This is a genomic window from Streptomyces sp. NPDC020192 (assembly GCF_044388685.1).
Taxonomy (GTDB): Bacteria; Actinomycetota; Actinomycetes; order Streptomycetales; family Streptomycetaceae; genus Streptomyces.
In genome coordinates this window covers 153,683-177,983 of record NZ_JBIRXG010000013.1, presented here as the reverse complement: position 1 = coordinate 177,983, position 24,301 = coordinate 153,683, and the positions used below count along the sequence as shown (strand labels likewise).

Here is a 24,301-nt window from a genome sequence, read left to right as displayed (position 1 = left end):
CGGATCCGGCGCCGGGCGTCAGCCCGCGCGGTGCACCACCGCGTCGCACAGCTCCAGCAGGGCCGCCTTGGCGTCGCACTCCCGCAGCGGGGACAGCGCGGCCCGGGCCTCCTCCGCGTACCGCACGGTGTCGCGGCGGGCCTGCTCCAGCGCGGGGTGGGCGCGCAGCGCGGTCAGCGCCTCGGCGTGCCGCGCGTCGTCGCTGAGGTCGGAGTCCAGCAGCTCGCACAACGCGAGGTCCTCGGGCAGCCCCAGCCGGGCCGCGCGCTCGCGCAGCCGGAGCACGGGGAGGGTCGGGATGCCCTCGCGCAGGTCGGTGCCCGGGGTCTTGCCGGACTCGTGCGAGTCGGAGGCGATGTCCAGGACGTCGTCGGCGAGCTGGAAGGCGACCCCGAGCCGCTCGCCGTACTGGGTGAGCACGTCGACGACCGTCTCGTCGGCGCCGGACATCATCGCGCCGAACCGGCACGACACCGCCACCAGCGAGCCCGTCTTGCCGCCGAGCACGTCCAGGTAGTGCTCGACCGGGTCACGGCCGTCGGAGGGGCCCGCGGTCTCCAGGATCTGGCCCGTGACCAGCCGCTCGAACGCGAGGGCCTGCACCCGGACCGCCTCGGGCCCGAGGTCGGCGAGGATCTGGGAGGCGCGCGCGAAGAGGAAGTCGCCGGTGAGGACCGCGACGGAGTTGCCCCAGCGGGTGTTGGCGCTGTCCACGCCGCGCCGCACGGCCGCCTCGTCCATGACGTCGTCGTGGTACAGCGTCGCGAGGTGGGTCAGCTCCACGACGACGGCCGACGGCACCACGCCCGGCGCGTAGGGGTCGCCGAACTGCGCCGCGAGCATCACGAGCAGCGGCCGGAACCGCTTCCCACCGGCCCGCACGAGGTGCTGCGCGGCCTCCGTGATGAACGGAACCTCGCTCTTGGTGGCCTCGAGCAAGCCTTCCTCGACAGCCGCCAATCCGGCCTGGACATCGGCTTCGAGAGCCTGGTCCCGCACGCTCAGCCCGAACGGCCCGACGACGGTCACGAGGGGTCTCCTGTCTGCTGGTGTCTGCTGGCGATTACACGGTTTGTCGATAGGTCGCTGCCATCACTCGAGTCAGCGTATCCGGTCCTGTTTCGATCACCGATAGCGCCCACCGGTCCAGCCCGGGCGGTATTGGATCATGACCGCTATGCGTGAGATCGGACAGTAAGAACGGATATTTATCGACTTAACAGGAAGTCAGCCACTTTGTCGCGAACCAGGGGGCGAGCGGAGTAACACCTCCACCCCACCCCCCCGAGACCATCCCCGAGATCACCCGCCGGCCGCCCCTCCCCCGCCGGTCGTCGCCACCCCATGAGCAAACCCCCAAATCCCTGATGCCCGTTTTGGAGCGATTTGCTATTTCGTGAGTTGGGTCACGTCCTTGATCCCCACACCCCTGGCCGCCGAACACCCCTCCCCTCTTGCCCTGTCGGCGAGTTGAGGGTTGGCAACAGCAAAGGATCAAGTGCCACATAGGGCGCAGACCAAGGTCAAATGGGGCGTTGTGTGAATCTGCTACTTGTTCCCGACATGTGCTCTCGCATACGTTCCGGGCCGTCGGGCGGACGCCGAATCCTGCCGCCGCCCGCATAACCATCCACGAACCATTTCGTACGGCAGGAGCGGGGGACCCAGGTAAGTCGCCGGACCGGACGGCACACGTCGCACCGGAACGGCTTGGGGTGAAGCCGTGCCTTCCCCAAGGCACGGCCGGGCACCTCCCCGCCCGAACCCGACAGCTCACCTCGCAGGCGACGGAGAGGAACATCCCCATGCCTGCTGCCGCTCAGCACCGTCGCACCCGGACCAGCCGCCTCGTGCGCACCCTCGCCGTCGTCGGCACCGGTGCCGCCGTCCTCGCTCTGCCGCTCGTCGGCGCCACCAGCGCCTCCGCCGCCACGACCACGAAGGCCACCAAGGCCTCCACCACCCTCGCCGGGTACCCGAACAACCTCGACGGCTGGATCCGCGAGTCGCTCGCGATCATGGCGAAGAAGGGCATCCCGGGCTCGTACAACAGCATCTACCGCAACATCATCCGGGAGTCCTCGGGCAACCCGTGGGCCATCAACAACTGGGACTCCAACGCCGCCGCCGGCATCCCGTCCAAGGGCCTGCTCCAGGTCATCGCCCCGACCTTCAACGCGTACCACGTGGCCGGCACCGCGTTCAACATCTACGACCCGGTCGCGAACATCACCGCGGCCTGCAACTACGCCGCCGCGCGCTACGGCTCGATCGACAACGTCTACAGCGCGTACTGACCGTCGCCCGACCCGTACGTGACCGGCGCGTGCTGAAGCGCCGGCCGGTCGGTCGGAGAGTCCGGGAAGAGTCTTTCGAGGACGACGGCGATGCCGTCGTCCTCGTTCGACAAGGTGACCTCGTCGGCCACCGCCATGAGTTCGGGATGCGCGTTCGCCATCGCCACCCCGCGCCCGGCCCAGTCGAACATCGGGATGTCGTTGGGCATGTCCCCGAACGCCAGGGCCTGTTCGGCCGTGATCCCCAGCCGGTCGGCGGCCAGCGCCAGCCCGGTCGCCTTGGTCACCCCGGCGGGCTGGAGCTCCACGGTTCCCGGCCCCGACATGGTGACCGTCGCCAGCGAACCCACCACCGCGCGCGCGACGGCCGCCAACTCGTCGTCGGACAGGTCCGCATGGCGCAGCAGCACCTTGCTGATGGGCTCGCGCCACAGGTCGTCGCGCCGGCCGACCCGCACCGCGGGTAGGGTCGGGTGCGGCATCCGGTAGCCGGGCTCGATGAGTGTGCGCCCGTCGACGCCGTCCTGGTCGACGGCCGCGAAGACCTGTCCCACCTCGGCCTCGATCTTGCCGAGCGCCTCCTCGGCCAGCTCCCGGTCCAGCCGGACCGACCACAGCAAACGCCCGCTTCCGGCGTCGTAGACCTGCGCGCCCTGCCCGCACACCGCGAGCCCCGTGCAGCCGAGGTGCGCGAGCAGCGGCCGTACCCGCGGGGCCGGACGGCCCGTCACCACCAGGTGCCGTACACCGGCCCGCGCCACCCGCGCAAGCGCGGCGAGCGACCGGCCGGAGACCGTGTCGTCGCCGCGCAGCAGCGTTCCGTCCAGGTCAGTGGCGATCAGTGCATATGCGGGGGAGGCTGCCATGATCAGAGAATACGGACGGGACGCCGGTCCGACTCATCTTGTCGTGCCGCGTACTTACGTGCTCATCAGCCCCAAGTGGTGCCCGCCGGCTTCCTGGTGGCGGTGTTGACCCGGTTGAAGAGGTTGACGAGCGAGATGCTCAGGAGCAGTGCGGAGATCTGCTTCTCGTCGTAGTGGCCGGCGACGTCGTCCCACAGCTCGTCCGGCACCGGTTCCTCGGAGCGGTCGGCGAGCCGGGTCATCCGCTCGGCCAGCCGCAGCGCGGCGCGCTCGGCGTCGGTGAAGAGGGGCGCCTCGCGCCAGGCGGCGACGGAGGAGATCCGCTCCTCGCTCGCGCCTTCCTTCCTCGCCGATGCCCTTCAGGAGCATGTCGATGCCCTTCATGGCGGAGGGGAGATGGGTGGCCGCGTTCGTCGTCCGTGCCTGCATGGTGGTGTCTCCCGCCGTGTCCGTGATGCGCGCCGGTCGCCGCCGCCGCGCTGTCCTTCGCTGTCACCGCACTGACGGAGCACGGGCGGGAGATGTGACGGTCCCGGCGGACCTTTCCGCGCGGGCCGACGTGCGTCACGCACGCGTGGCGCACGTCACGCACGGGGCCGGCGCGGACGTCAGCCGTGGGCCGCCGCCAGGTGTTTCGCCAGACGCGGGGAGGCGAACTCCGTGCCGCAGACGAAGCGCATCACCGGGCCGTACGACGACGCCGCCGGCAGACCCGTGAAGTACAGGCCGGGCACGGAGGAGACGAAGCCCGGGCCGAGTTTCGGCGTGCCGCGGCTCACCGCGAGCCGGGTGCGCAGCCCGTGGCCGAGGAAGTCCATCGCCGCGACGGCGGCGCGGTAGCCGGTGGCCGCGATGACGTGGTCGGCGGCGAGCCGCTCGGTACGGCCCCCGTGCGTGCGAACGGTGAGGACCGGGCTGCCGTCCGGCGCCTCGGCGCTCACGATCCGCTCGACCTCCCGCACCTGTACGGCGCTCTCGAAACGCTCGCGCAGCCACCAGGCGCCGAGCGGTCCGAGGACCCGGCGGACCAGGTAGTGGCGGGCGGCCTCGGGCAGGTAGCGGTAGGGGTGCGGGTAGTAGCTGAGCGCCCACAGCGACCAGGCGTTGCCGAAGGGGGACTCGGGGCGCAGCTTCGGCTGCTTCCACGGTGGGGCGCCGAAGGCGACCCGGCCCCGGCCACGCGCGACCACGCGCACGCGTGCCCCCGCTTCGGCGGCGAGTGCCGCCGTCTCCAGCGCGGACTGGCCGGCGCCGACGACGATCAGCTCCTTGCCGGCGAACCGGCCGAGGTCGTGGTGCTGGGAGCTGTGCGAGACCGGGCCGGTCGCGGTGGGTCCGTCGGCCGCCGCGCCCGCCAGCTCCGGCGGAAGATGGGCGAGGCCGGACAGCCCGGTGGCGACGACGACCGCGCGCGCGGTGAACAACTCCCCGGAGTCCAGTTTGAGTTCGAAGCCGCCGCTCCGGTCGCTGTCCGTGGCGCGGTCGACGGAGACGACCCGCACCTGCTCCAGGCCGGGCAGCAGGCGCTGCTGGAACCACTCGCCGTAGGCGATGAAGGTCTCCACCGGGATGATGTCCTCGTCGGCGGCCAGACGGCGGATGCCGGCCGCGTCGCAGTAGTCGGCGAGGGTGTGACCGGGCTGTGGGCAGTCGAGGCTGGAGGCGGCGGGGGTCGATTTCAGCAGCATGCCGTCGGGCATGTGCGCGCGCCAGCTGACCATGGGGTCGCCGAAGACGCGGGCGGGGATGCCGCGCGCGCGGAGATGGGCGGCGGTCGACAGGCCGAACGGCCCGGCGCCGATGACTGCAACCGGTCGAGTCACGAAGTCCCTCCCCAGGACACGGTGCGCCACGCGTGGTGGCCTTGCCTGCTTCGTGGATGCCTGCTTCTCGGATGCCTAGGTGGTGGATGCAGGCTTCTTGGCGGTGCCGTTGCCGCGGCGGTTGGTGCGCCACAGCTGATAGAGGTGCTTCGCGCCCGGGCGCACGAAGCGGGCGAGCATCGTGAGGAACGGCAGCGGGTCGTCACCCGCGAGCCAGGCCAGCTCCGTCCCGCTCGCCCGCGCCGGCGCGTGCGGCGTCGTATAGCCGCTGCGGCGGTAGGCGAGGAGGGCGGGCAGGTCGATGTTCTCCACGATGTAGCGGTGGCCGGCGCGCTGCTCCCCCTCCGGTACGGCGCGGCCGGTCAGGCTCAGGTGCAGGGCGCGTACGACGTCCACCCCCGACTCGTTCTCGAAGAGCCGGAACTGCGCGCCCATGCGGGGGTTGAAGTCCAGGAGTTTGTACTGTCCGTCGCGCCGGTCGAAGCGCAGGTCGAGGTCGATGACGCCGCTGAAGCCGATCTGCTTGATGAAACGGGCGGCGAGGTCGGCGAGTTCCGGGTTGTCGACGACGTACGCGTTCGCCGTCATGCCGGCGTGCGGCGGCCACGAGCGGACCTTGACGCCGGTGAACAGCGCGAGCGGAGTGGAGTCCGGGCCGAAGCAGGCGTGCACGATCCAGTCCTCGGCCTCCTCGCGCGGCAGGTACTCCTGGAGAATCACGCCCGGTTCCTCGCCCCAGTCGCGGGCCAGGGCGAGCAGGCCCTCGCGGGTGGCGATGCGTGTGGTGCCGTTCACGGCGGGCCGTCGGCGCCGTACGAACGCCTCGCGGTTCTTGGCCACCACCGGGAAGCGGGCCGTGTCGGCGAAGGCGACGATGTCGTCGTACGACTCCGGGAACGCGGCGGACGGGCTCGCGATGCCGTGTTCGACGCACAGTTCGTGCAGCCCCTGTTTGCTGGCGAGCCGGCGCGGCAGCGCGGGGTCGACCCCCGGGAAGAGAAAAGATCCGGCCAGCTCGTCCTGGTGCTCGGCGATCAGGACGGCGGCCTCTTCGTCGGTCGGTATCAGGACGGCCGGGCGGCCTATCCGGCGGCCTATGCGCAGCATTCCCTCGACCAGGTGGCCCGGGTCCTCCGCACCGGTTGTCGGCCACACGAACGCCTTCTTCAGATAGCGCGAGGAGGCCGCCGGCGTGTACGGATCCTCGGTGATGGCATACATGGGCACGCCGAGGCGGCCCAGACTGCGGATCGCACCGACCCCGCCGTGGTGCAGCGGATAGTCGCCGAACTTGACGATGAGTCCCGGCACGTCACGGTCCGGCTCGAACGGCACACTGACGGCGTCTCCGGCCACGGGTCCCCCCACGTGTCCCCCCAACGGAACGGATCCATCCGTCCATGTCCCCAAAGGACGCTAAGCCGGAATTGCCCGCTCCGACAAGGCTTTTCCGGACATTGCGAACCCTTTAGGCATCGTGCGGGCAACCTTTCGAACACTTCGCAGGCAGCCCCTGGGTTACTTGAGGCTCTGCCCAAGACATGCGTCACGGCCGTAACGTGTGGCGCGACCACATGGAACGCATCGCCATGCATGGCCCGGATGAGAGTGAGGCAGCACCCCATGCCCCCCTTCGACGTCCCCGAGGGCGACCCCTTCGGTCCGCACAACCTTCCCTATGGCGTGTTCACGCCCTCCGGCAGCACGGAGCGGAGGGTCGGTGTCCGGCTCGGGGACCACGTCCTCGACGCGGGCGCCGCGGCCGCCGCCCTCGGCTCGCCGTACCAGTCGCTGCTCGCCCGCCCCACCCTCAACCCCTTGCTGGCCGCCGGCCGCACAGCCTGGTCGGAGGTACGGCGCACGATCACGTCCTGGGTCACGGACCCCGTGCACCGCGCGGACCTGGAACCGCTGTTCCACCCTCTGTCCGAGGTGACTCTGCACCTGCCCTTCGAGGTCGCGGACTACGTCGACTTCTACGCCTCGGAGAACCACGCCAGAAACGTCGGCCGGATCTTCCGCCCGGACGCCGAGGACTCCCTCACCCCCAACTGGAAGCATCTGCCGATCGGTTACCACGGCCGCTCCGGCACGGTCGTCGTCTCGGGCACCGACGTCGTACGGCCGTCCGGGCAGCGCAAGGGCCCGGGCGACCCGGCACCCGTGTTCGGCCCGTCGATCCGGCTGGACATCGAGGCCGAGGTCGGCTTCGTCGTGGGCGTCCCGTCCGAGCTGGGCTGCTCCGTCGCACTCGGTGACTTCCGTGACCACGTCTTCGGCCTCTGCCTGCTGAACGACTGGTCCGCGCGGGACATCCAGGCCTGGGAATACGTCCCCCTCGGCCCCTTCCTCGGCAAGTCCTTCGCGACCTCCGTGTCGGCGTGGATCACCCCGCTGGAAGCGCTGGAGCACGCGCGCGTGGCCGCGCCGGAACGCACGCACCCCCTGCTGCCCTATCTGGACGACTCGGCGCCGGACATCGAGCCGAGCGGCTACGACCTGCGGATCTCCATCGCGATCAACGGCCACGTGGTCTCCGAGCCCCCGTTCTCGACCATGTACTGGACAGCCGCCCAGCAGCTCGCCCACATGACGGTGAACGGCGCCTCGCTACGCACCGGCGACCTGTACGGCTCCGGCACGGTGAGCGGCCCCGAGGAACGCCAGCGCGGCTCCCTGCTGGAGCTGACCTGGAACGGCCGCGAGCCCCTCGAACTCCCCGACGGCAAGCGGACCTTCCTGGAGGATGGCGACGTCGTGACCCTGTCCGCGTGGGCCCCCGGTCCGGACGGGCGCCGGGTCGGGCTGGGGGAGGTCCGCGGGCGGGTCGTAACACGGTGACCAGCACCTTGTAGCAAGCCGACCGACGCGTTGGGCGGACCGGGGACCGCTCCGGTGAACGGCGCCTTCGTACGCGTCGACGCCACCTGCCCCGTACCGCCCCGCGACCGGCCGCCCGCACCTCCCCGCCCCGGCCGAACTGACCGCGCTGACCAGAACGTTCGCCACCCAGACACAGGCCCTGGGGGCGGACGACGACGAGCGGCTCGATGCGGTACGTGGAGCGCTGCGGGAGTAGCGGGGCCGGGCCTTGCGGGAGCGGCTGCGGGAGTGGCGGGGCGGCGCCGCGCGGGAGCACCGGCGGCCGTTATGGGCGTCCACACGCGCGTGGCGGGCCGCGAACCGGATCGTCGCCGACACCTGACTCGTGCCCACGGTTTTCGTCATACTGGCAGGGACACGCACCATACGCGGCGCGCACCCGCGCGGCGCACCCTCGGCACCACCCGCCCCGCACACCTCTGCGACCAGGAACCGGAGCCCCGGCATGACCGTCTGCCTGCTCCTGCTGAGCGTCGTCGCCCTGACGGCCGCCCTGCCGGCGCCGCGCGCGCTGACCCGCGCCGCCTGGCCCGAGCGGGAACCCGTGGTCGCGTTGTGGGTGTGGCAGTGTCTGGTGGCCACCGTCCTGCTGTGCTGCCTCGCCGCGCTGATCCTGGGCACCGCGGCCGTCTTCCACACCGTCCGCGACCGCGTCTTCGCCCCCGCGCCGCCCTCCGTGACCGCCGCGTACGACCTCTCCTCCGCACCGGTGTGGGCCACCGCCCTCACCCTGCTGCTGGCCTTCGGGGCCGCCTGGACAACGGCGATGCTGGCCCGGGAACTCGTCGAGGCCCGCCGCAGGCGCGGCCAGGCCCGGGCGCAACTGCGCGAGCGCGCCCCCGACCTGCCGGCCGGGCTGCCGGCGGCGCGCGGCCCGATGCTGGTGCTCGAGGACGAGTACCCGGACGCCTGGTGGATGCCGGGGCACCCGCCGCAGCTGGTCGTCACCACGGGTGCGCTGCAGCGTCTCACCGACCACCAGCTGGACGCCGTCCTCACGCACGAACGCGGGCACGCGCGTGCCCATCACGACTGGCTGCTGCACCTGTCCACCGCGCTCGCCACGGGCTTCCCGCGCGTGCCGGTCTTCGCCCACTTCTGTGACCAGACGCACCGCCTGGTCGAGCTGGCCGCCGACGACACGGCATCCCGTCGCTGCGGCCACCTCACCACAGCCCTCGCGCTGATCGAGCTGAACCAGCACCGGGGCGTCCTGTCCTGCGACTCCAGCCGCCGCCTGCTCGGCGAGCGCGTGGACCGCCTGCTGGAGCCCCCGCCGCGCCTGCTGCGCCGGCACCGGGCCCTGACGACGACGGTGGCCGCCCTGGTGCCACTGCTGCCCCTGCTGATCACATTCGCCCCGGGGCTGACGGCGCTGTCCTGACAGGCCCGCAGGGTGGCAGATCTTGCCGCACAAACGGGAGAACTCCCAGCTCAGCGCCCCACCTCACACCCCCTCACCTGGCGCAACACTGCGGCAACACGACTTTCCCCACCGCATCAGTATGGTTCCAGCCATGTCAGTCACCGACCGCCCCCGCGACCACGCCGGTCAGGGCGCCGCGACCACGGTCGCCGCCCACCGCGCGCGTCGCCGGCTGCGCGCGGACCGGGCCCGGCAGCTCGCCGACCTGCTGCGCCGCCAGCTCCTCACCGGCGCCTTCCAGAACGGCACCCTCCCGCACGAGTCGACCCTCGCCGCCGACTACCGCGCCTCCCGCAACACCGTCCGCCAGGCCCTGGACCTGCTCCGGGCCGAAGGCCTGGTGGAGCGGCTGCCGGGCGTCGGCACCGTGGTCGTCGCCCAGAAGTACCCGCACGGGCTCGACCGTCTGATGGGCCTCGCGGAAACCCTCCGCGAACACGGCCACGTCACCAACGAGGTCCGCACCATGGGCCCCGCCCCCGCACCCGCCCCGGTGGCCGACCGCCTCGGTGTCCCGGCCGGCGCCGACGTGCTCTACATCGAGCGCCTGCGCCGCCTGAACGGCCTCCCACTCTCCCTCGACCTCACCTACATCCCGCTCGACCTCGGCACCGCCCTGCTCGGCGCCGACCTGGAGAACACCGATGTCTTCCGCCTCCTGGAAGCCATCACCGGCCAGCGCCTCGGCCACGCCGAGATCACCCTGGAAGCGGTGAACGCGGACGCCCACTCCGCCGCCGTGCTCCAGGCCCCGCGCGGAGCCGCCGTACTCATGCTGGAACGCCTCACCCACCTCGCCGACGGCCGCCCCGTCGACCTGGAGTTCATCCGCTTCCGCGGCGACCGCATCACCATGAGCGGCCTGCTCCACCGGTCCCTGTAACCGGCCGCCGCACCCACCCCGCCTGCACGTTTCCTGGAGACAGCCATGCCCTTGGCGCCCCAGCGGGCCGACGTGCCCGTGACCATCGACGAGTCGAAGTGCATCGACGGCTGCACCCTCTGCGTGGACATGTGCCCGCTGGACTCCCTCGCCATCGACGACAGCAGCGGCAAGGCGTACATGCACGTCGACGAGTGCTGGTACTGCGGCCCCTGCGCGGCCCGCTGCCCCACCGGAGCCGTCACGGTCAACATGCCCTACCTGCTGCGGTGAGAGGTACAACCACCATGAAACGCACAGCAGTCGCCCTGCCCGCCATCGCACTCCTCCTTCCCCTGACCGCCTGCGGCGGCAGCGCCGAGGCGGGCAGCGGCGCCACGGTCACCGTGACCGTCGGCTACCAGTCCAAGACCATCAACACCGTCACCGCGGGAACACTGTTGCGCTCCCTCGGCTACTTCGAGCAGCGACTCAACTCCCTGCACGACGGCCACACCTACAAGGTCGACTGGCAGGACTACGCCACCGGCGCCCCGATCACCGCTCAGATGACCGCCGGGAAGATCGACATCGGCTCGATGGGCGACGTCCCGCTGCTGTTGAACGCGGCCCGCGGCAAACAGCTCGGACGCCCGACCCACCTGGTCTCGGTAACCGGCTACAACCTGCGCGGCGGCCTCAACACGGTGGTCACCGCCCCTGGTTCGAAGCTCGCCTCGCTGCAGGACCTGAAGGGTAGGAAAGTCTCCACAAGCATCGGCTCCGCAGCCGACGGCACCCTCGTACGGGCCCTGCAGCGCGCCGGCATCGACCCGGACAAGGGCATCTCCAAGCTCAACCAGCAGCCCGCCGTGGGCGCCTCGGCGCTCTCCTCCGGCAGCGTGGACGCCCTGTCGCAGTTCGTCGCCTGGCCCGGCCTGCTCGCCTACCAGGGCAAGGCGAAGGCCCTGTACGACGGCGCGCAGCTGAACCTGCCAACGTTCCACGGCGTGACCGCCCGCGAGGACTTCACCCACCGGCACCCGGCCGTCCTGGAGGCCTTCCTCAAGGCCCAGACCGAGGCGACGGACTACCTCAACGCCCATCCCGTCACCGCAGCGGAGAAGGTCGCCCAGGCCACCGGCCTGCCCGCCGAGGTCGTCTACCTCTACAACGGCGCCCATGGCATCGCCACCTTCGACCCGGCCGTCAAGCCGCAGCTCGTCTCCGCACTGAAGCAGGACGTGTCCGTACTGAAGGCCGCCAAGCTGACCGGCGACATCGACGTGGACTCCTTCGTCGACGACCAGTACGTGAAGAAGGCCCTCGGCGCCTCCTACACCAAGCGGCTCGCCGCCGCACCTCCGCCGGCCGCGAGTGAGGTGTGGGTCAAAGACAGCGAGAAGACGCTCTCCTTCAAGTCCGCGAAGGAGCTGCTGACTTACGTGGCCGGGCACCAGGACGGGATCCGTGCCGCCTACGTGGCCGACGTCACCACCGGCACGCTCTGGTTCGCCGACAAGGCGGTGTGGGTCGCCGACGGCGATCGGCTGCTGCCCTTCGTCGCCCCGGCGACCGCGCAGGCCTATGTCACCGCCCACGGCGGCGCCCGCACCATGTCGTACCGCGAGGCTCTGGAGCGGGCCTCATGACCCGGCGTCCCCTGGCCCGGTATGCGCTGCGGACCGCCTCCCTGGCCGCGTTCCTCGGGCTGTGGCAGCTGCTGACCAGCCTGAAGGTCGATCTGTGGCTGCGCTTCTCGCAGTTCCCGACGGTCACCGACGTGGCCCGCGCCTTCACCGACCGGCTCTCCGGTGACGACTACTGGACCGACCTCACCGACAGCCTCACCCGGATCCTCGCCGGCTTCGCGCTGGCGGCCGTCCTGGGCGTGGCAACCGGCGTGCTAGTGGCCCGCTCGCGGCTCGCCGAGGATCTGCTCGGCCCGGTCCTGGAGGTCGTCCGTCCCATCCCGGCGATCGCCCTCGTCCCGGTCGCGATCCTGCTGTTCCCCTCCAACGAGCAGGGCATCGTCTTCATCACCTGCACCGCCGCCTATTTCCCCGTGCTGGTCTCCACCCGGCACGCGGTCCGCGCGCTGACCCCCGTCTGGGAGGAGGCGGTGCGCACGTTGGGCGGCGGGCGGCTGCGGGTTCTCGGGTCGGTGGTGCTGCCGGGCGCGCTGCCCGGGATCTTCGGCGGGCTGTCGGTCGGCATCGGCGTGTCGTGGATCTGTGTGATCTCCGCCGAGATGATCTCCGGCCAGTACGGGGTCGGTTACCGCACCTGGCAGGACTACACGGTGGTGAACTACCCCGGCGTCTTCGTCGGCATGGTCACCATCGGTGTCCTCGGCTGGGTCACCTCCACGGCCGTGGAGCTCCTCGGCCGGCGCCTGACCCGATGGCTGCCCCGCACCTCGTACGTCCCCGGCGGCCGCGCCCGCGTGGCCCGGCCCGCCGTCGCCCCCGTGCGTGCCGACCGTGATTCCGAGCAGCATGCCCAGCCCGAGCAGCAGGGCCAGAAGGACACCGAGGAGGCCCGCGATGAGCACCTCGTCTGAGACCGTCACCGCTTCCGCCGCGCCCGCATCGGAAGGCGTACGCGGTACCCGGCTCACGTTCCGTTCCGCCGTGCTCGGCCGGCCGGACGCGCCGGTGCTGTACGACGTCGACCTGGACGTCGCGCCCGGTGAGATCCTCACCGTCGTCGGCCCCTCCGGCTGCGGCAAGTCCACACTGCTACGCACCCTCGCCGGGCTGCTGCCTCCGCTGGGCGGCACGGCCGAGGTGGACGGCGGCCCGCTGACCGGGCCGTCGGCCGACCGTGCGCTGGTCTTCCAGGAGGACGCGCTGCTGCCCTGGCGCACCTTGCGCGGGAACGTCGAACTGCCGCTCGCCATCAGCGGTGTTCCGCGCGGCGTGCGCCGGGCGAGGGCAGCCTCCTGGCTCGAACGCGTCGGACTCAGCGCGCAGGCGGCGCAGTTGCCGCACCGCGTGTCCGGCGGGCAGCGCCAGCGTGCCCAGTTGGCCCGCGCACTGGCCGACAGCCCACGCGCGGTCCTCATGGACGAGCCCTTCGGCGCCCTCGACGCCCAGACCCGCTCCGGCATGCAGGACCTGCTGGTGGAAGTGCTGCGCGGCACGGGCGCGACCGTCGTCTTCGTCACGCATGACGTGGACGAGGCCCTCTTCCTCGGCGACCGCGTGGCTCTGCTCGGCTCCGGCCGGGTGGCCGCCGTACGCGACATACCCGGCCCCCGCGATCGCGGGGCCCTGGACGATCCGGCTCGCACGGCCCTGCGCCGCGACATCCTCACCTCGCTCGGCTCCTGAAAGGCACCCCGGTGACCACCCCCGCCACCACTCCCCTGGAGATTCCCGACGTCACCGACGCCGAGGAGCTGACCTGCGACGTCCTCGTCATCGGCGGCGGCACCGCCGGCACCATGGCCGCCCTGACCGCCGCCGAGCGCGGCGCGGACGTCCTGCTGCTGGAGAAGGCCCACGTCCGTCACTCCGGCGCGCTCGCCATGGGCATGGACGGCGTCAACAACGCGGTCGTCCCGGGGCGCGCCGAACCCGACGACTACGTCGCCGAGATCACCCGCGCCAACGACGGCATCGTCGACCAGTCCACCGTCCGCCAGACCGCCACGCGCGGCTTCGCGATGGTGCAGAGGCTGGAGTCGTACGGGGTCAAGTTCGAGAAGGACGAGCACGGTGAGTACGCGGTGCGCCAGGTGCATCGCTCCGGCTCGTACGTACTGCCGATGCCAGAGGGAAAGGATGTCAAAAAGGTCCTCTACCGGCAGTTGCGGCGGCGCGAGATGCGGGAGCGGATCCGGATCGAGAACCGGGTGATGCCGGTCCGGGTCCTCACCGCCCAGGGGCGGGCCGTGGGCGCCGTCGGCTTCCACACGCGCACCGGCGCCTTCGTCACCATCCGCGCGGGCGCGGTGATCCTCGCGACCGGCGCCTGCGGCCGCCTCGGACTGCCCGCCTCCGGTTACCTGTACGGCACCTACGAGAACCCCACCAACGCCGGCGACGGGTACGCCATGGCCTACCACGCGGGCGCCGAACTGACCGGCATCGAGTGCTTCCAGATCAACCCGCTGATCAAGGACTACAACGGCCCGGCCTGCGCCTACGTCGCCAATCCCTTCGGCGGGTACCAGGTCAACCGGCACGGCGAGCGCTTCGTCGACTCCGACTACTGGTCGGGGCAGATGATGGCCGAGTTCGCCGCCGAGGTCGCCAGCGACCGCGGCCCGGTCTACCTCAAGCTCAGCCATCTCCCCGAGGAGTCGGTCTCCGCGCTGGAGTCGATCCTGCACTCCACCGAGCGGCCCACACGGGGCACCTTCCACGCCGGGCGCGGGCACGACTACCGCACCCACGACGTCGAGATGCACATCTCCGAGATCGGCCTGTGCGGTGGCCACTCCGCCTCCGGCGTCCGAGTCGACGACCACGCCCGTACGACCGTCCCCTGCCTGTACGCCGCCGGCGACCTGGCCTGCGTCCCGCACAACTACATGATCGGCGCCTTCGTCTTCGGCGACCTCGCGGGCGCGGACGCCGCCCGGTTCACGACGTACGAGGGTGAACTTCCCGCGGACCAGATCCGCGAGGCGCACGAGCTGATCTACCGCCCGCTGCGCAACCCGGACGGCCCGCCGCAGGCCCAGGTCGAGTACAAGCTGCGCCGCTTCGTGAACGACTACGTCGCACCGCCGAAGTCCGGTGCGCGGCTCTCCCTCGCCCTGGAGGCGTTCGGGCGGATGCGCGCCGACATCGCTGCCATGGGCGCCCGCACCCCGCACGAGCTGATGCGCTGCGCCGAGGTCACCTTCATCCGCGACTGCGCGGAGATGGCCGCCCGCGCCTCTCTCGCCCGTACCGAGTCCCGGTGGGGTCTCTACCACGACCGTCTCGACCATCCCGGGCGCGACGACGCCTCCTGGTTCCACCATCTCGATCTGCACAAGTCCCCCTCTGGTGCGATGGAGTTCACGGCCCGTCCCGTGGCTCCCTATCTGGTCCCGGTCGAGGAGTTCACTCCGGTCGGCGGCCCCTCCCGGTGGATCGGCGAGGTCCGTCCCGAGCACGTGGCCACAGCCGGGCCGCGTGAGGTGGCGCCGGTCGCCGCGGGACCGGCCTCCGCACGCGCCACCGCCTCCGCCGTGGGCGCCGGCGGCCACGGCACCGCCTCGCCCCGGCTCCTCCAGCTGCTGGAACTGGCCGAGGCGGAGCCCGAACTCACCACCCTGGAGCCCTACTTGGCTGACCCCGACCCGGCAGTCCGCCGTACGGCCGTCTCGGTGCTCACCGAGACCGTGCCGCCCGGCACCGGGCAGGCCCTGGCCGGTGCCCTCGCCGACCCCGACACCGGGGTCCGCGCCGCCGCCGCGGCCTCACTGCGCGAACTCGTCGAGACCCTGCCTCCCGAACCCGCCCTGGGCTCCGCCCTCACCGGTGTGCTCGCCCAGGCCGACCCCGTGGTCCGGGCCGCCGCGCTCGATGTGCTGCGCGCGCTGCGGCTCGGCGAGGCCGGTGTGTTCGCGGCGGCGCTGGACGATCCCGACATCGCTGTCCGCACCGAGGCCGTGCGGGCGCTGGTCTCGGTCGACGCCGTCCGGCCGCTCGCCGGTGCCGCGGACGATCCCTCCCGGGAGGTCCGGGTCACCGTGGCCAAGGCGCTGGCAGCCGTCGCCCCGGCGGGGCTCACGGCAGCCGACCGGCGGCTGCTCACCGCCGCCCTGGACCGCCTCACCGAGGACACCGACGCCCTGGTGCGCGGTGCCGCGCTCGGTGCGCTGGCCGGCACCGGCTGCCCGCCGCCGCTCGCCGCCCGTGCCGTGGCCGCCCTGTCCGACCCCGCCTGGCAGGTCCGCTCCGGCGCCGCCACCGCGCTGTCGGCCGCGGCCGCCGAAACCGCCGTACCCGCCCTGGCCAAGGCCCTGGCCGACCCCAACGCCGACGTGCGCAAGGCGGCCGTCCTGGCTCTGGCCCGGCACCGGGACACCGCGGAGGCCCGCGCGGCCCTCGCCACGGCCACGGCCGACTCGGACGCGGACGTCAGGGCCTATGCGGCGCGGGGGCTGTGACGCTCCTCCGCATCGCCGCGGACCGGCGCGCTATATCCAGTCGTCGGGCTCCGGCTCCTCGTCCGGCTCCGGCCAGTCGGCGCCCTGTGCGGCGTCGGCGGCCGGGGCCGGACCGTCCAGGGAGGCCAGCACCGCCAGCACGCCCTCCCCGTACGTCGCCAGCTTCTTCTCGCCGACGCCGCTCACCGTGCCCAGCTCGCGCACCGAGGCGGGTCGCAGGGTGACGATGCCGCGCAGGGTGGCGTCGTTGAAGATGAAGTACGGCGGGACGCCCTGCTCACGGGCCTGTTCGGTGCGCCAGGCGCGCAGGGCCTCGAAGGCGGGCAGCAGCTCGTCGGACAGCTCGGCCACGGCGGCCTTGGCCTTGCGGTCTCCGCCGGACGCACCGGCCGAGCGCGACCGGGCTGCGGCCGGCTTCTTCGGCTCCTTGCGCAGCGGCACCTCCCGCTCCTGCCGCAGGACCGAACCACTCGCCTCGGTGAGCACCAGCGTGCCGTACTCCCCCTCGACCGCGAGCAGCCCCTGGGCCAGCAGCTGCCGGATGACGCCCCGCCACTCGGCCTCGGCGAGGTCCGTTCCGATGCCGAAGACGGAGAGCTGGTCGTGGTCGAACTGGATGATCTTGCCCGTGCGCTTGCCGAGCAGGATGTCGACGATCTGCAGGGCGCCGAACTTCTGCCCCCGCTCGCGCTGCAGCCGTACCACCGTCGACAGCACCTTCTGCGCGGCGATCGTGCCGTCCCAGGTCTCCGGCGGGGTGAGGCAGGTGTCGCAGTTTCCGCAGCCCGCCGGCTCGGGGTCCTGGCCGAAGTAGGCGAGCAGCTGGCCGCGGCGGCACCGGGCGGTCTCGCACAGCGCGAGCATCGCGTCGAGGTGGGCGGCGGCGCGGCGGCGGAACGCCTCGTCGCCCTCACCGGACTGGATCAGCTTGCGCTGCTGTATGACGTCGTTGAGGCCGTACGCCATCCACGCCGTGGATGCCAGTCCGTCGCGGCCCGCGCGGCCGGTCTCCTGGTAGTAGCCCTCGATCGACTTGGGCAGGTCCAGATGGGCGACGAACCGTACGTCCGGCTTGTCGATGCCCATGCCGAAGGCGATGGTCGCCACCACGATCAGGCCGTCCTCGCGCAGGAACCGGGACTGGTGGGTGGCGCGCATGCCCGCGTCCAGGCCCGCGTGATACGGCACCGCCTCGATGCCGTTGGCGGTCAGGAACTCCGCCGTCCGCTCCACCGAGTTGCGCGACAGGCAGTACACGATGCCCGCGTCGCCCGCGTGCTCCTGCTGCAGGAAGGCGAGCAGCTGCTTCCTGGGGTCGGCCTTGGGAACGATCCGGTACTGGATGTTGGGCCGGTCGAAGCTGGCGACGAAGTGGCGGGCCGTCGGCAGGTTCAGCCGCTGGGTGATCTCCTCGTGGGTGGCGCGGGTGGCCGTCGCGGTGAGGGCGAGCCGCGGGACGTCCGGCCAGCGCTCGCCGAGGAGGGACAGGGACAGATAGTCGGGGCGGAAGTCGTGGCCCCACTGGGACACGCAGTGCGCCTCGTCGATGGCGAAGACGGAGATCTTGCCGCGCGAGAGCAGGTCGAGCGTGGCGTCCAGGCGCAGCCGCTCCGGGGCCAGGTAGAGCAGATCCAGCTCGCCGGAGACGAACTCGGCCTCGACCAGGCGGCGCTCGTCGAAGTCCTGCGTGGAATTGATGAAGCCGGCGCGCACGCCGAGGGCGCGCAGGGCGTCCACCTGGTCCTGCATCAGCGCGATCAGCGGCGAGATCACCACGCCTGTACCGGGTCTGACCAGGGCCGGAATCTGGTAGCACAGCGACTTGCCGCCACCGGTCGGCATGAGCACGACGGCGTCGCCGCCGGCCACCACATGCTCGATGATCGCTTCCTGCTCGCCGCGGAAGGCCTCGTATCCGAAGACCCGGTGCAGCGTGGCCAGCGCCTCACTGTCGGCCGCGCCCGGCCCCTCGGTCACCTGTGGCATCTCGCTGATCACGCCCGTCGCTTCCATGGTCCTGTCCCCCGCCGGTCCCCCGTGTGTCGTCTCTCGACCGCTGCATCCACGATAGGGGCCCGCACCGACAGCCAGGGAGTTATCCACAGGCTGCCCCAGGAACCTCGCGCCAAGGACACGAATGTCGTTCACACGTTCGCGGGAGACCTGCCCGTTTCCGGCCGATAGTCTGAATGCACCGGCCAGACTCCGTCCCATGGGAGCACTGATGAGCGTCGCACCGAAGGCGTCCGCGTCCAGCTGGCCGATGCCGCCGAAGGGCGGCTGGACCGCCGACGACCTGGACCGGCTTCCGAATCTTCCTCCGCACACGGAATTGATCGACGGGAGCCTGGTCTTCGTAAGTCCGCAGACCCTGTTTCACGCCCGCGCCGTGAGCTTCCTCGAATGGCAGCTTCAGTCGCTGGCGCCGGAGGAATTCGAGGCCATCCGCGAGTTCACGATCGACATCGACCGGCAGAACCGGCCGGAGCCGGACGTGGTCGTCGTGCGAGCGGATGTGGTGGAGGACCCGTACCAGACCCGCTTCCCGGTGGAATCCGTAGTCCTGGCCATCGAGGTCGTCTCCGAGGACTCGGTCTCCCGAGACCGCGAGACCAAGCCGATGAAGTACGCCCGAGCCAAGATCCCCCACTACTGGCGGGTCGAGAACGAGAAGGGCCGGGCAGCGGTATACGTCTTCGAGCTGGAACCGACGACCGGCACCTACACCGGCACCGGCATCTTCCGCGAGCGTATGAAGTTGGACGTGCCATTCCCGGTGGACCTAGACCTCACGCAGATCAAGGCGCGCCGCGACAGGAATCAGTGACCCCGGAAACACACCGCTGCCCGGCACCCCATCCGAAGGGGCGCCGGGCAGCGGCATGTGCGAGCGGAGCGTCAGCGCACGAACACTCCCGCCTGGCTCGCCAGGTCCAGGAAGTACTGCGGGGCCACGCCAAGGACCAGGGTCACCGCCACGCCCAGGCCGATCGCGGTCATGGTCAGCGGGGAGGGGACGGCGACGGTCGGGCCCTCCGGGCTCGGTTCGCTGAAGAACATCAGGACGATCACGCGGATGTAGAAGAACGCGGCGATCGCCGAGGAGATCACACCGATGACGACCAACGGGGCCGCGCCGCCGTCCGCCGCCGCCTTGAACACGGCGAACTTTCCGGCGAAGCCGGAGGTCAGCGGGATGCCGGCGAAGGCCAGGAGGAAGACCGCGAAGACGGCCGCCACCAGCGGGGAGCGGCGGCCGAGCCCTGCCCACTTGGACAGGTGGGTCGCCTCGCCGCCCGCGTCGCGCACCAGCGTGACCACCGCGAAGGCGCCGATCGTCACGAAGGAGTAGCCGGCCAGGTAGAAGAGGACCGACGAGACGCCGTCCTTCGTCGTGGCGATGACACCCGCGAGGATGAATCCGGCGTGCGCGATCGACGAGTACGCCAGCAGCCGCTTGATGTCGGTCTGCGTGATCGCGACGATCGCGCCGCCCAGCATGGTGACGATCGCCACCGCCCACATCACCGGCCGCCAGTCCCAGCGCATGCCCGGCAGGACGACGTACAGCAGGCGCAGCAGCGCGCCGAACGCGGCCACCTTCGTCGCCGCCGCCATGAAGCCGGTCACGGGGGTCGGCGCGCCCTGGTAGACGTCGGGCGTCCACATGTGGAACGGCACCGCGCCCACCTTGAACAGCAGACCCATCACGATCATGGCGCCGCCGATGAGGAGCAGCGCGTCGTTGCCCATGGTGTTGGCGAGCGCCGGGTCGACGTTGCTGACCGTGCCGTCGACGACCTGCGCGATGCGCCCGTACGACACGGAGCCCGCGTAGCCGTACAGCAGGGCGATGCCGAACAGGGTGAACGCCGAGGCGAACGCGCCGAGCAGGAAGTACTTGACCGCGGCCTCCTGCGACATCAGCCGCTTGCGGCGGGCCAGCGCGCACAGCAGGTACAGCGGCAGGGAGAAGACCTCCAGGGCCACGAACAGGGTCAGCAGGTCGTTGGCCGAGGGGAACACCAGCATGCCCGCGATCGCGAAGAGGAGGAGCGGGAACGCCTCCGTGGTGGTGAATCCCGCCTTCACCGCCGCCTTCTCGCTGTCGCTGCCGGGCACCGACGCGGCCTGCGCGGCGAAGGAGTCGACGCGGTTGCCGTGCGCGGCCGGGTCCAGGCGCCGCTCGGCGAAGGTGAACAGGGCGACCAGGCCGGCCAGCAGGATCGTGCCCTGCAGGAAGAGGGCCGGGCCGTCGACCGCGATCGCGCCCATAGCCGCGATGTGCGCCTTGGTGGTGCCGTAGCCGTCGGCCGCGAGCGCGACCACCGCGGCGAACGCGGCGCACAGGGCGACGACGGACACGAACACCTGCGCGTAGTAGCGGGACTTGCGCGGGACGAACGCCTCGACCAGCACGCCGACCACCGCGGCACCGACGACGATCAGTGTCGGCGACAATTGTCCATATTCGATCTTCGGTGCCGGGATCTTGGAGATCGGGTCGGCCGCGGTTGTCCACAGGCTGTGGACGGCTGCTGTGCTCACTTGGCCGCCTCCACCGAGGGCTTGGGGTCGGTCTTGTGTACGTCGGACATGGTCTGCTTGACCGCCGGGTTGACGATGTCCGTGACGGGCTTCGGATAGACACCCAGGAAGATCAGCAGCACGATCAGCGGGGCGACCACCACCAGCTCGCGCACGCGGAGGTCGGGCATCGCCGAGACCTCGGGCTTCACCGGACCCGTCATGGTCCGCTGGTACAGCACGAGGGTGTAGAGCGCGGCGAGGACGATGCCGAAGGTGGCGATGACGCCGATCGCCGGGTAGCGCGTGAACGTGCCGACCAGAACGAGGAATTCACTCACGAACGGCGCGAGGCCCGGCAGGGAGAGGGTCGCGAGGCCGCCGATCAGGAACGTCCCGGCGAGCACCGGGGCGACCTTCTGCACACCGCCGTAGTCGGCGATGAGCCGCGAGCCGCGCCGGGAGATCAGGAAGCCGGCGACCAGCATCAGCGCGGCCGTGGAGATGCCGTGGTTGACCATGTAGAGCGTCGCGCCGGACTGCCCCTGGCTGGTCATCGCGAAGATGCCCATGATGATGAAGCCGAAGTGCGAGATCGACGCGTACGCCACCAGGCGCTTGATGTCCCGCTGGCCGACGGCGAGCAGTGCGCCGTAGACGATGCTGATGAGCGCCAGTACGAGGATGACGGGCGTCGCCCACTTCGACGCCTCCGGGAACAGCTGGAGGCAGAAGCGGAGCATCGCGAAGGTGCCCACCTTGTCGACGACCGCGGTGATCAGGACGGCGACCGGGGCGGTGGACTCCTGCATGGCGTTGGGCAGCCAGGTGTGCAGCGGCCACAGCGGCGCCTTCACCGCGAAGGCGAAGAAGAAGCCGAGGAACAGCCAGCGTTCGGTGCTGGTCGCCATGTGGAGCGAGCCGTTCGCGCGCGCGTGCGCGATCTCCGCGAGGCTGAAGTTCCCGGCGACCACATAGAGACCGATCACCGCGGCCAGCATGATCAGACCGCCGGCCAGGTTGTAGAGCAGGAACTTCACGGCGGCGTACGACCGTTGCGTCGAGGCCGCCGCCTCACCCTGTGCGTGGGCGCGGTCTCCGAAGCCGCCGATGAGGAAGTACATCGGGATGAGCATGGCTTCGAAGAAGATGTAGAAGAGGAAGACGTCGGTGGCCTCGAACGAGATGAGCACCATCGCCTCGACGGCCAGGATCAGCGCGAAGAAGCCCTGGGTGGGCCGCCACCGCTTGCTGCCGGTCTCCAGCGGGTCGGCGTCGTGCCAGCCGGCGAGGATGATGAACGGGATCAGTACGGCGGTCAGCGCGACCAGCGCCACCGCGATGCCGTCGACGCCCAGCTCGTACCGCACCCCGAAGTCCTTGATCCAGGCGTGGGATTCGGTGAGCTGGTAGCGGGCGCCGCCCGGGTCGAAGCGGACCAGGACGGTGATCGCCAGGGCGAGTGTGGCGAGCGAGACGACCAGCGCCAGCCACTTGGCGGTGGTGCGCCGCGCGGCCGGTACGGCGGCCGTGGCGACGGCCCCTACGGCCGGGAGCACCGCCGTCGCTGTCAGCAGAGGAAAGGACATCGGTATCAGACCGCCCTCATCAGCAGGGTCGCGGCGACCAGGAGTGCCGCACCGCCGAACATCGAGACCGCGTAGGAGCGGGCGAAGCCGTTCTGGAGTCGGCGCAGCCGCCCGGACAGGCCGCCGAAGCCGGCCGCCGTGCCGTTGACGACGCCGTCGACCAGGGTGTGGTCGACGTACACCAGGGAGCGCGTCAGGTGCTCACCGCCACGGACCAGGACCACATGGTTGAAGTCGTCCTGGAGCAGGTCGCGCCGGGCCGCGCGGGTGAGCAGCGAGCCGCGCGGGGCGACGGCCGGAACGGGCTTGCGGCCGTACTGCGCCCAGGCGATGCCGACGCCGATGACCAGGCAGACCATGGTCGCCCCGGTGACCGTCAGGGCGCTGACCGGGGAGTTGCCCTCGCTGTGCCCGGTGACCGGCTCCAGCCAGTGCAGGAAGCGGTCGCCGATGCTGAAGAAGGCGCCGCCGAAGACGGAGCCCACGGCCAGCACGATCATCGGGATCGTCATGACCTTCGGGGACTCGTGCGGGTGCGGCTCGTTGCCGTTCTCGTCCGGCTGCCACCGCTTCTCGCCGAAGAACGTCATCAGCATCACGCGCGTCATGTAGAAGGCGGTGATGGCCGCGCCCAGCAGGGCCGCGCCGCCGAGGATCCAGCCCTCGGAACCGCCCTTGGCGAAGGCCGCCTCGATGATCTTGTCCTTGGAGAAGAAGCCGGACAGGCCCGGGAAGCCGATGATGGCGAGGTAGCCGAGGCCGAAGGTGACGAAGGTGATCGGCATGTACGAGCGCAGGCCGCCGTACTTGCGCATGTCGACCTCGTCGTTCATGCCGTGCATGACGGAACCGGCGCCGAGGAACAGCCCGGCCTTGAAGAAGCCGTGCGTCACCAGGTGCATGATCGCGAAGACGTAGCCGATGGGGCCGAGGCCCGCGGCGAGGATCATGTAGCCGATCTGCGACATGGTCGAGCCGGCCAGCGCCTTCTTGATGTCGTCCTTGGCACAACCGACGATCGCACCGAACAGGAGCGTGACCGCGCCGACGACGGTGACCGCCAGCTGCGCGTCCGGCGCCGCGTTGAAGATGGCTCCGGAGCGGACGATCAGGTACACGCCCGCGGTCACCATCGTCGCCGCGTGGATGAGGGCCGAGACCGGGGTCGGACCCTCCATGGCGTCGCCGAGCCAGGACTGCAGCGGCACCTGGGCCGACTTGCCGCAGGCGGCGAGCAGGAGCAGCAGGCCGATCGCGGTGAGCCTGCCCTGGGAGGCCTCGGTCGCGTGGCCGAGGACCGGGCCGAAGGCGAAGGTCCCGTACGTCGTGAACATCACCATGATGGCGATCGACATCCCCATGTCGCCGACGCGGTTGACCAGGAAGGCCTTCTTCGCGGCCGTCGCGGCGCTGGGCTTGTGCTGCCAGAAGCCGATCAGCAGGTACGAGGCGAGACCGACGCCCTCCCAGCCGACGTACAGCAGCAGGTAGTTGTCGGCGAGGACGAGCAGCAGCATCGCCGCGAGGAACAGGTTCAGGTAGCCGAAGAAGCGGCGGCGGCGCGCGTCGTGCTCCATGTACCCGACCGAGTACAGGTGGATCAGAGAGCCGACGCCCGTGATGAGCAGGACGAACGTCATCGACAGCTGGTCCAGGCGGAAGGTGACGTCCGCCTGGAAGCCGGCCACCGGGACCCAGCTGAACAGGTGCTTGACGAGCGTGCGGTGTTCGGCGTTCTTGCCGAGCAGGTCGGCGAAGAGGATCAGGCCGAACAGGAACGAGGTGGCCGACAGGAGCGTGCCGACCCAGTGGCCGACGCGGTCCAGGCGCCGGCCGCCGGTCAGCAGGACGGCCGCTCCGAGCAGGGGCGCCGCGATGAGCAGCGCGATCAGGTTCTCCACGATTCTTCCGACCCC

General features: G+C 71.0%; 19 protein-coding genes, 1 pseudogene and 1 riboswitch. Of the genes and pseudogenes, 10 read left to right on the top strand and 10 right to left on the bottom strand.

All coding sequences use genetic code 11. From position 1 onward, the window contains the following. Positions 1 to 18: 18 nt before the first annotated feature. Entirely contained in the window at positions 19 to 1,029 is a 1,011-nt protein-coding gene (locus ACH47Z_RS25300; protein WP_399077359.1) for a polyprenyl synthetase family protein, read from the bottom strand. A 596-nt stretch (positions 1,030 to 1,625) separates the two neighbouring features. After that, positions 1,626 to 1,800, top strand: a riboswitch (cyclic di-AMP (ydaO/yuaA leader). A gap of 5 nt (positions 1,801 to 1,805) precedes the next feature. Between ACH47Z_RS25300 and ACH47Z_RS25295 the strand changes: the two genes are divergently transcribed. Beyond that, positions 1,806 to 2,297 (top strand): transglycosylase SLT domain-containing protein, encoded by a 492-nt coding sequence (locus ACH47Z_RS25295; protein WP_399077357.1) that lies wholly within the window; start codon positions 1,806 to 1,808, stop codon positions 2,295 to 2,297. Here the strand turns inward: ACH47Z_RS25295 and ACH47Z_RS25290 are convergent. From ACH47Z_RS25290 to ACH47Z_RS25270, 5 genes and pseudogenes are all read right to left on the bottom strand, one after another. Then, a complete protein-coding gene (locus ACH47Z_RS25290; RefSeq protein WP_399077355.1) occupies positions 2,282 to 3,163 on the bottom strand; it encodes an HAD family hydrolase in 882 nt (293 codons plus the stop codon). The two genes, ACH47Z_RS25295 and ACH47Z_RS25290, sit on opposite strands and share 16 nt — an antisense overlap. A 65-nt stretch (positions 3,164 to 3,228) precedes the next feature. Continuing rightward, the gene (locus tag ACH47Z_RS25285) at positions 3,229 to 3,405 is read right to left on the bottom strand and encodes a hypothetical protein (protein ID WP_399077354.1); all 177 of its coding nucleotides are present in this window, start codon (positions 3,403 to 3,405) and stop codon (positions 3,229 to 3,231) included. Positions 3,406 to 3,420: 15 nt separating this feature from the next. Beyond that, positions 3,421 to 3,507 (bottom strand): annotated as a pseudogene (locus ACH47Z_RS25280) (carboxymuconolactone decarboxylase family protein); the annotation flags it as partial. Between the two features lie 264 nt (positions 3,508 to 3,771). Next, positions 3,772 to 4,986 (bottom strand): FAD-dependent oxidoreductase, encoded by a 1,215-nt coding sequence (locus tag ACH47Z_RS25275; protein WP_399077352.1) that lies wholly within the window; start codon positions 4,984 to 4,986, stop codon positions 3,772 to 3,774. A gap of 75 nt (positions 4,987 to 5,061) precedes the next feature. After that, positions 5,062 to 6,321 carry an ATP-grasp domain-containing protein gene (locus ACH47Z_RS25270; protein ID WP_399077547.1) on the bottom strand — a complete coding sequence of 420 codons (1,260 nt, stop codon included), beginning with the start codon at positions 6,319 to 6,321 and terminating at the stop codon, positions 5,062 to 5,064. 288 nt (positions 6,322 to 6,609) lie between these two features. On the opposite strand from ACH47Z_RS25270, the gene fahA reads away from it, so the two are divergent. From fahA to ACH47Z_RS25230, 8 genes are all read left to right on the top strand, one after another. Beyond that, positions 6,610 to 7,827, top strand: a complete 1,218-nt coding sequence (fahA, locus tag ACH47Z_RS25265) for a fumarylacetoacetase (RefSeq protein WP_399077349.1) — start codon at positions 6,610 to 6,612, stop codon at positions 7,825 to 7,827. 487 nt (positions 7,828 to 8,314) lie between these two features. After that, a complete protein-coding gene (locus tag ACH47Z_RS25260; RefSeq protein WP_399077347.1) occupies positions 8,315 to 9,253 on the top strand; it encodes a M56 family metallopeptidase in 939 nt (312 codons plus the stop codon). A gap of 133 nt (positions 9,254 to 9,386) precedes the next feature. Further along, positions 9,387 to 10,178 (top strand): GntR family transcriptional regulator, encoded by a 792-nt coding sequence (locus ACH47Z_RS25255; RefSeq protein WP_399077345.1) that lies wholly within the window; start codon positions 9,387 to 9,389, stop codon positions 10,176 to 10,178. Positions 10,179 to 10,223: 45 nt separating this feature from the next. Beyond that, positions 10,224 to 10,451, top strand: a complete 228-nt coding sequence (locus tag ACH47Z_RS25250; protein WP_016437651.1) for a ferredoxin family protein — start codon at positions 10,224 to 10,226, stop codon at positions 10,449 to 10,451. 14 nt (positions 10,452 to 10,465) lie between these two features. Next, positions 10,466 to 11,809: an ABC transporter substrate-binding protein gene (locus ACH47Z_RS25245; RefSeq protein ID WP_399077343.1), complete on the top strand. Its 1,344-nt coding sequence runs from the start codon at positions 10,466 to 10,468 to the stop codon at positions 11,807 to 11,809. Further along, positions 11,806 to 12,720 carry an ABC transporter permease gene (locus ACH47Z_RS25240; RefSeq protein WP_399077341.1) on the top strand — a complete coding sequence of 305 codons (915 nt, stop codon included), beginning with the start codon at positions 11,806 to 11,808 and terminating at the stop codon, positions 12,718 to 12,720. Before ACH47Z_RS25245 ends, ACH47Z_RS25240 begins: the two co-directional genes overlap by 4 nt. Continuing rightward, positions 12,704 to 13,492: an ABC transporter ATP-binding protein gene (locus ACH47Z_RS25235; protein ID WP_399077339.1), complete on the top strand. Its 789-nt coding sequence runs from the start codon at positions 12,704 to 12,706 to the stop codon at positions 13,490 to 13,492. Before ACH47Z_RS25240 ends, ACH47Z_RS25235 begins: the two co-directional genes overlap by 17 nt. Positions 13,493 to 13,503: 11 nt before the next feature. Beyond that, positions 13,504 to 16,269 carry a fumarate reductase/succinate dehydrogenase flavoprotein subunit gene (locus ACH47Z_RS25230; protein WP_399077337.1) on the top strand — a complete coding sequence of 922 codons (2,766 nt, stop codon included), beginning with the start codon at positions 13,504 to 13,506 and terminating at the stop codon, positions 16,267 to 16,269. Positions 16,270 to 16,299: 30 nt separating this feature from the next. On the opposite strand, the gene recQ is transcribed toward ACH47Z_RS25230, so the two are convergent. Continuing rightward, the gene (gene recQ, locus ACH47Z_RS25225; RefSeq protein WP_399077335.1) at positions 16,300 to 18,282 is read right to left on the bottom strand and encodes a DNA helicase RecQ; all 1,983 of its coding nucleotides are present in this window, start codon (positions 18,280 to 18,282) and stop codon (positions 16,300 to 16,302) included. A 211-nt stretch (positions 18,283 to 18,493) separates the two neighbouring features. On the opposite strand from recQ, the gene ACH47Z_RS25220 reads away from it, so the two are divergent. Next, entirely contained in the window at positions 18,494 to 19,096 is a 603-nt protein-coding gene (locus ACH47Z_RS25220) for a Uma2 family endonuclease (RefSeq protein ID WP_399077333.1), read from the top strand. Positions 19,097 to 19,167: 71 nt separating this feature from the next. On the opposite strand, the gene nuoN is transcribed toward ACH47Z_RS25220, so the two are convergent. The 3 genes from nuoN to nuoL are packed head-to-tail and all read right to left on the bottom strand — an operon-like array spanning position 19,168 to position 24,286. Next, positions 19,168 to 20,817 (bottom strand): NADH-quinone oxidoreductase subunit NuoN, encoded by a 1,650-nt coding sequence (nuoN, locus tag ACH47Z_RS25215; RefSeq protein ID WP_399077331.1) that lies wholly within the window; start codon positions 20,815 to 20,817, stop codon positions 19,168 to 19,170. Further along, positions 20,814 to 22,385: an NADH-quinone oxidoreductase subunit M gene (locus ACH47Z_RS25210; RefSeq protein ID WP_399077328.1), complete on the bottom strand. Its 1,572-nt coding sequence runs from the start codon at positions 22,383 to 22,385 to the stop codon at positions 20,814 to 20,816. Before ACH47Z_RS25210 ends, nuoN begins: the two co-directional genes overlap by 4 nt. A gap of 5 nt (positions 22,386 to 22,390) precedes the next feature. Continuing rightward, entirely contained in the window at positions 22,391 to 24,286 is a 1,896-nt protein-coding gene (gene nuoL, locus ACH47Z_RS25205) for an NADH-quinone oxidoreductase subunit L (RefSeq protein ID WP_399077326.1), read from the bottom strand. Positions 24,287 to 24,301 lie beyond the last annotated feature (15 nt).

What these genes read in the sequence shown, in the direction of transcription:
- ACH47Z_RS25295 (WP_399077357.1), top strand. Translation starts at nt 1,806, where the DNA reads ATGCCTGCTGCCGCTCAGCACCGTCGCACCCGGACCAGCCGCCTCGTG.
- ACH47Z_RS25290 (WP_399077355.1), bottom strand. Translation starts at nt 3,163, where the DNA reads ATGGCAGCCTCCCCCGCATATGCACTGATCGCCACTGACCTGGACGGA.
- ACH47Z_RS25285 (WP_399077354.1), bottom strand. Translation starts at nt 3,405, where the DNA reads ATGACCCGGCTCGCCGACCGCTCCGAGGAACCGGTGCCGGACGAGCTG.
- fahA (WP_399077349.1), top strand. Translation starts at nt 6,610, where the DNA reads ATGCCCCCCTTCGACGTCCCCGAGGGCGACCCCTTCGGTCCGCACAAC.
- ACH47Z_RS25260 (WP_399077347.1), top strand. Translation starts at nt 8,315, where the DNA reads ATGACCGTCTGCCTGCTCCTGCTGAGCGTCGTCGCCCTGACGGCCGCC.
- ACH47Z_RS25255 (WP_399077345.1), top strand. Translation starts at nt 9,387, where the DNA reads ATGTCAGTCACCGACCGCCCCCGCGACCACGCCGGTCAGGGCGCCGCG.
- ACH47Z_RS25250 (WP_016437651.1), top strand. Translation starts at nt 10,224, where the DNA reads ATGCCCTTGGCGCCCCAGCGGGCCGACGTGCCCGTGACCATCGACGAG.
- ACH47Z_RS25245 (WP_399077343.1), top strand. Translation starts at nt 10,466, where the DNA reads ATGAAACGCACAGCAGTCGCCCTGCCCGCCATCGCACTCCTCCTTCCC.
- ACH47Z_RS25240 (WP_399077341.1), top strand. Translation starts at nt 11,806, where the DNA reads ATGACCCGGCGTCCCCTGGCCCGGTATGCGCTGCGGACCGCCTCCCTG.
- ACH47Z_RS25235 (WP_399077339.1), top strand. Translation starts at nt 12,704, where the DNA reads ATGAGCACCTCGTCTGAGACCGTCACCGCTTCCGCCGCGCCCGCATCG.
- recQ (WP_399077335.1), bottom strand. Translation starts at nt 18,282, where the DNA reads ATGGAAGCGACGGGCGTGATCAGCGAGATGCCACAGGTGACCGAGGGG.
- ACH47Z_RS25220 (WP_399077333.1), top strand. Translation starts at nt 18,494, where the DNA reads ATGAGCGTCGCACCGAAGGCGTCCGCGTCCAGCTGGCCGATGCCGCCG.
- ACH47Z_RS25210 (WP_399077328.1), bottom strand. Translation starts at nt 22,385, where the DNA reads ATGTCCTTTCCTCTGCTGACAGCGACGGCGGTGCTCCCGGCCGTAGGG.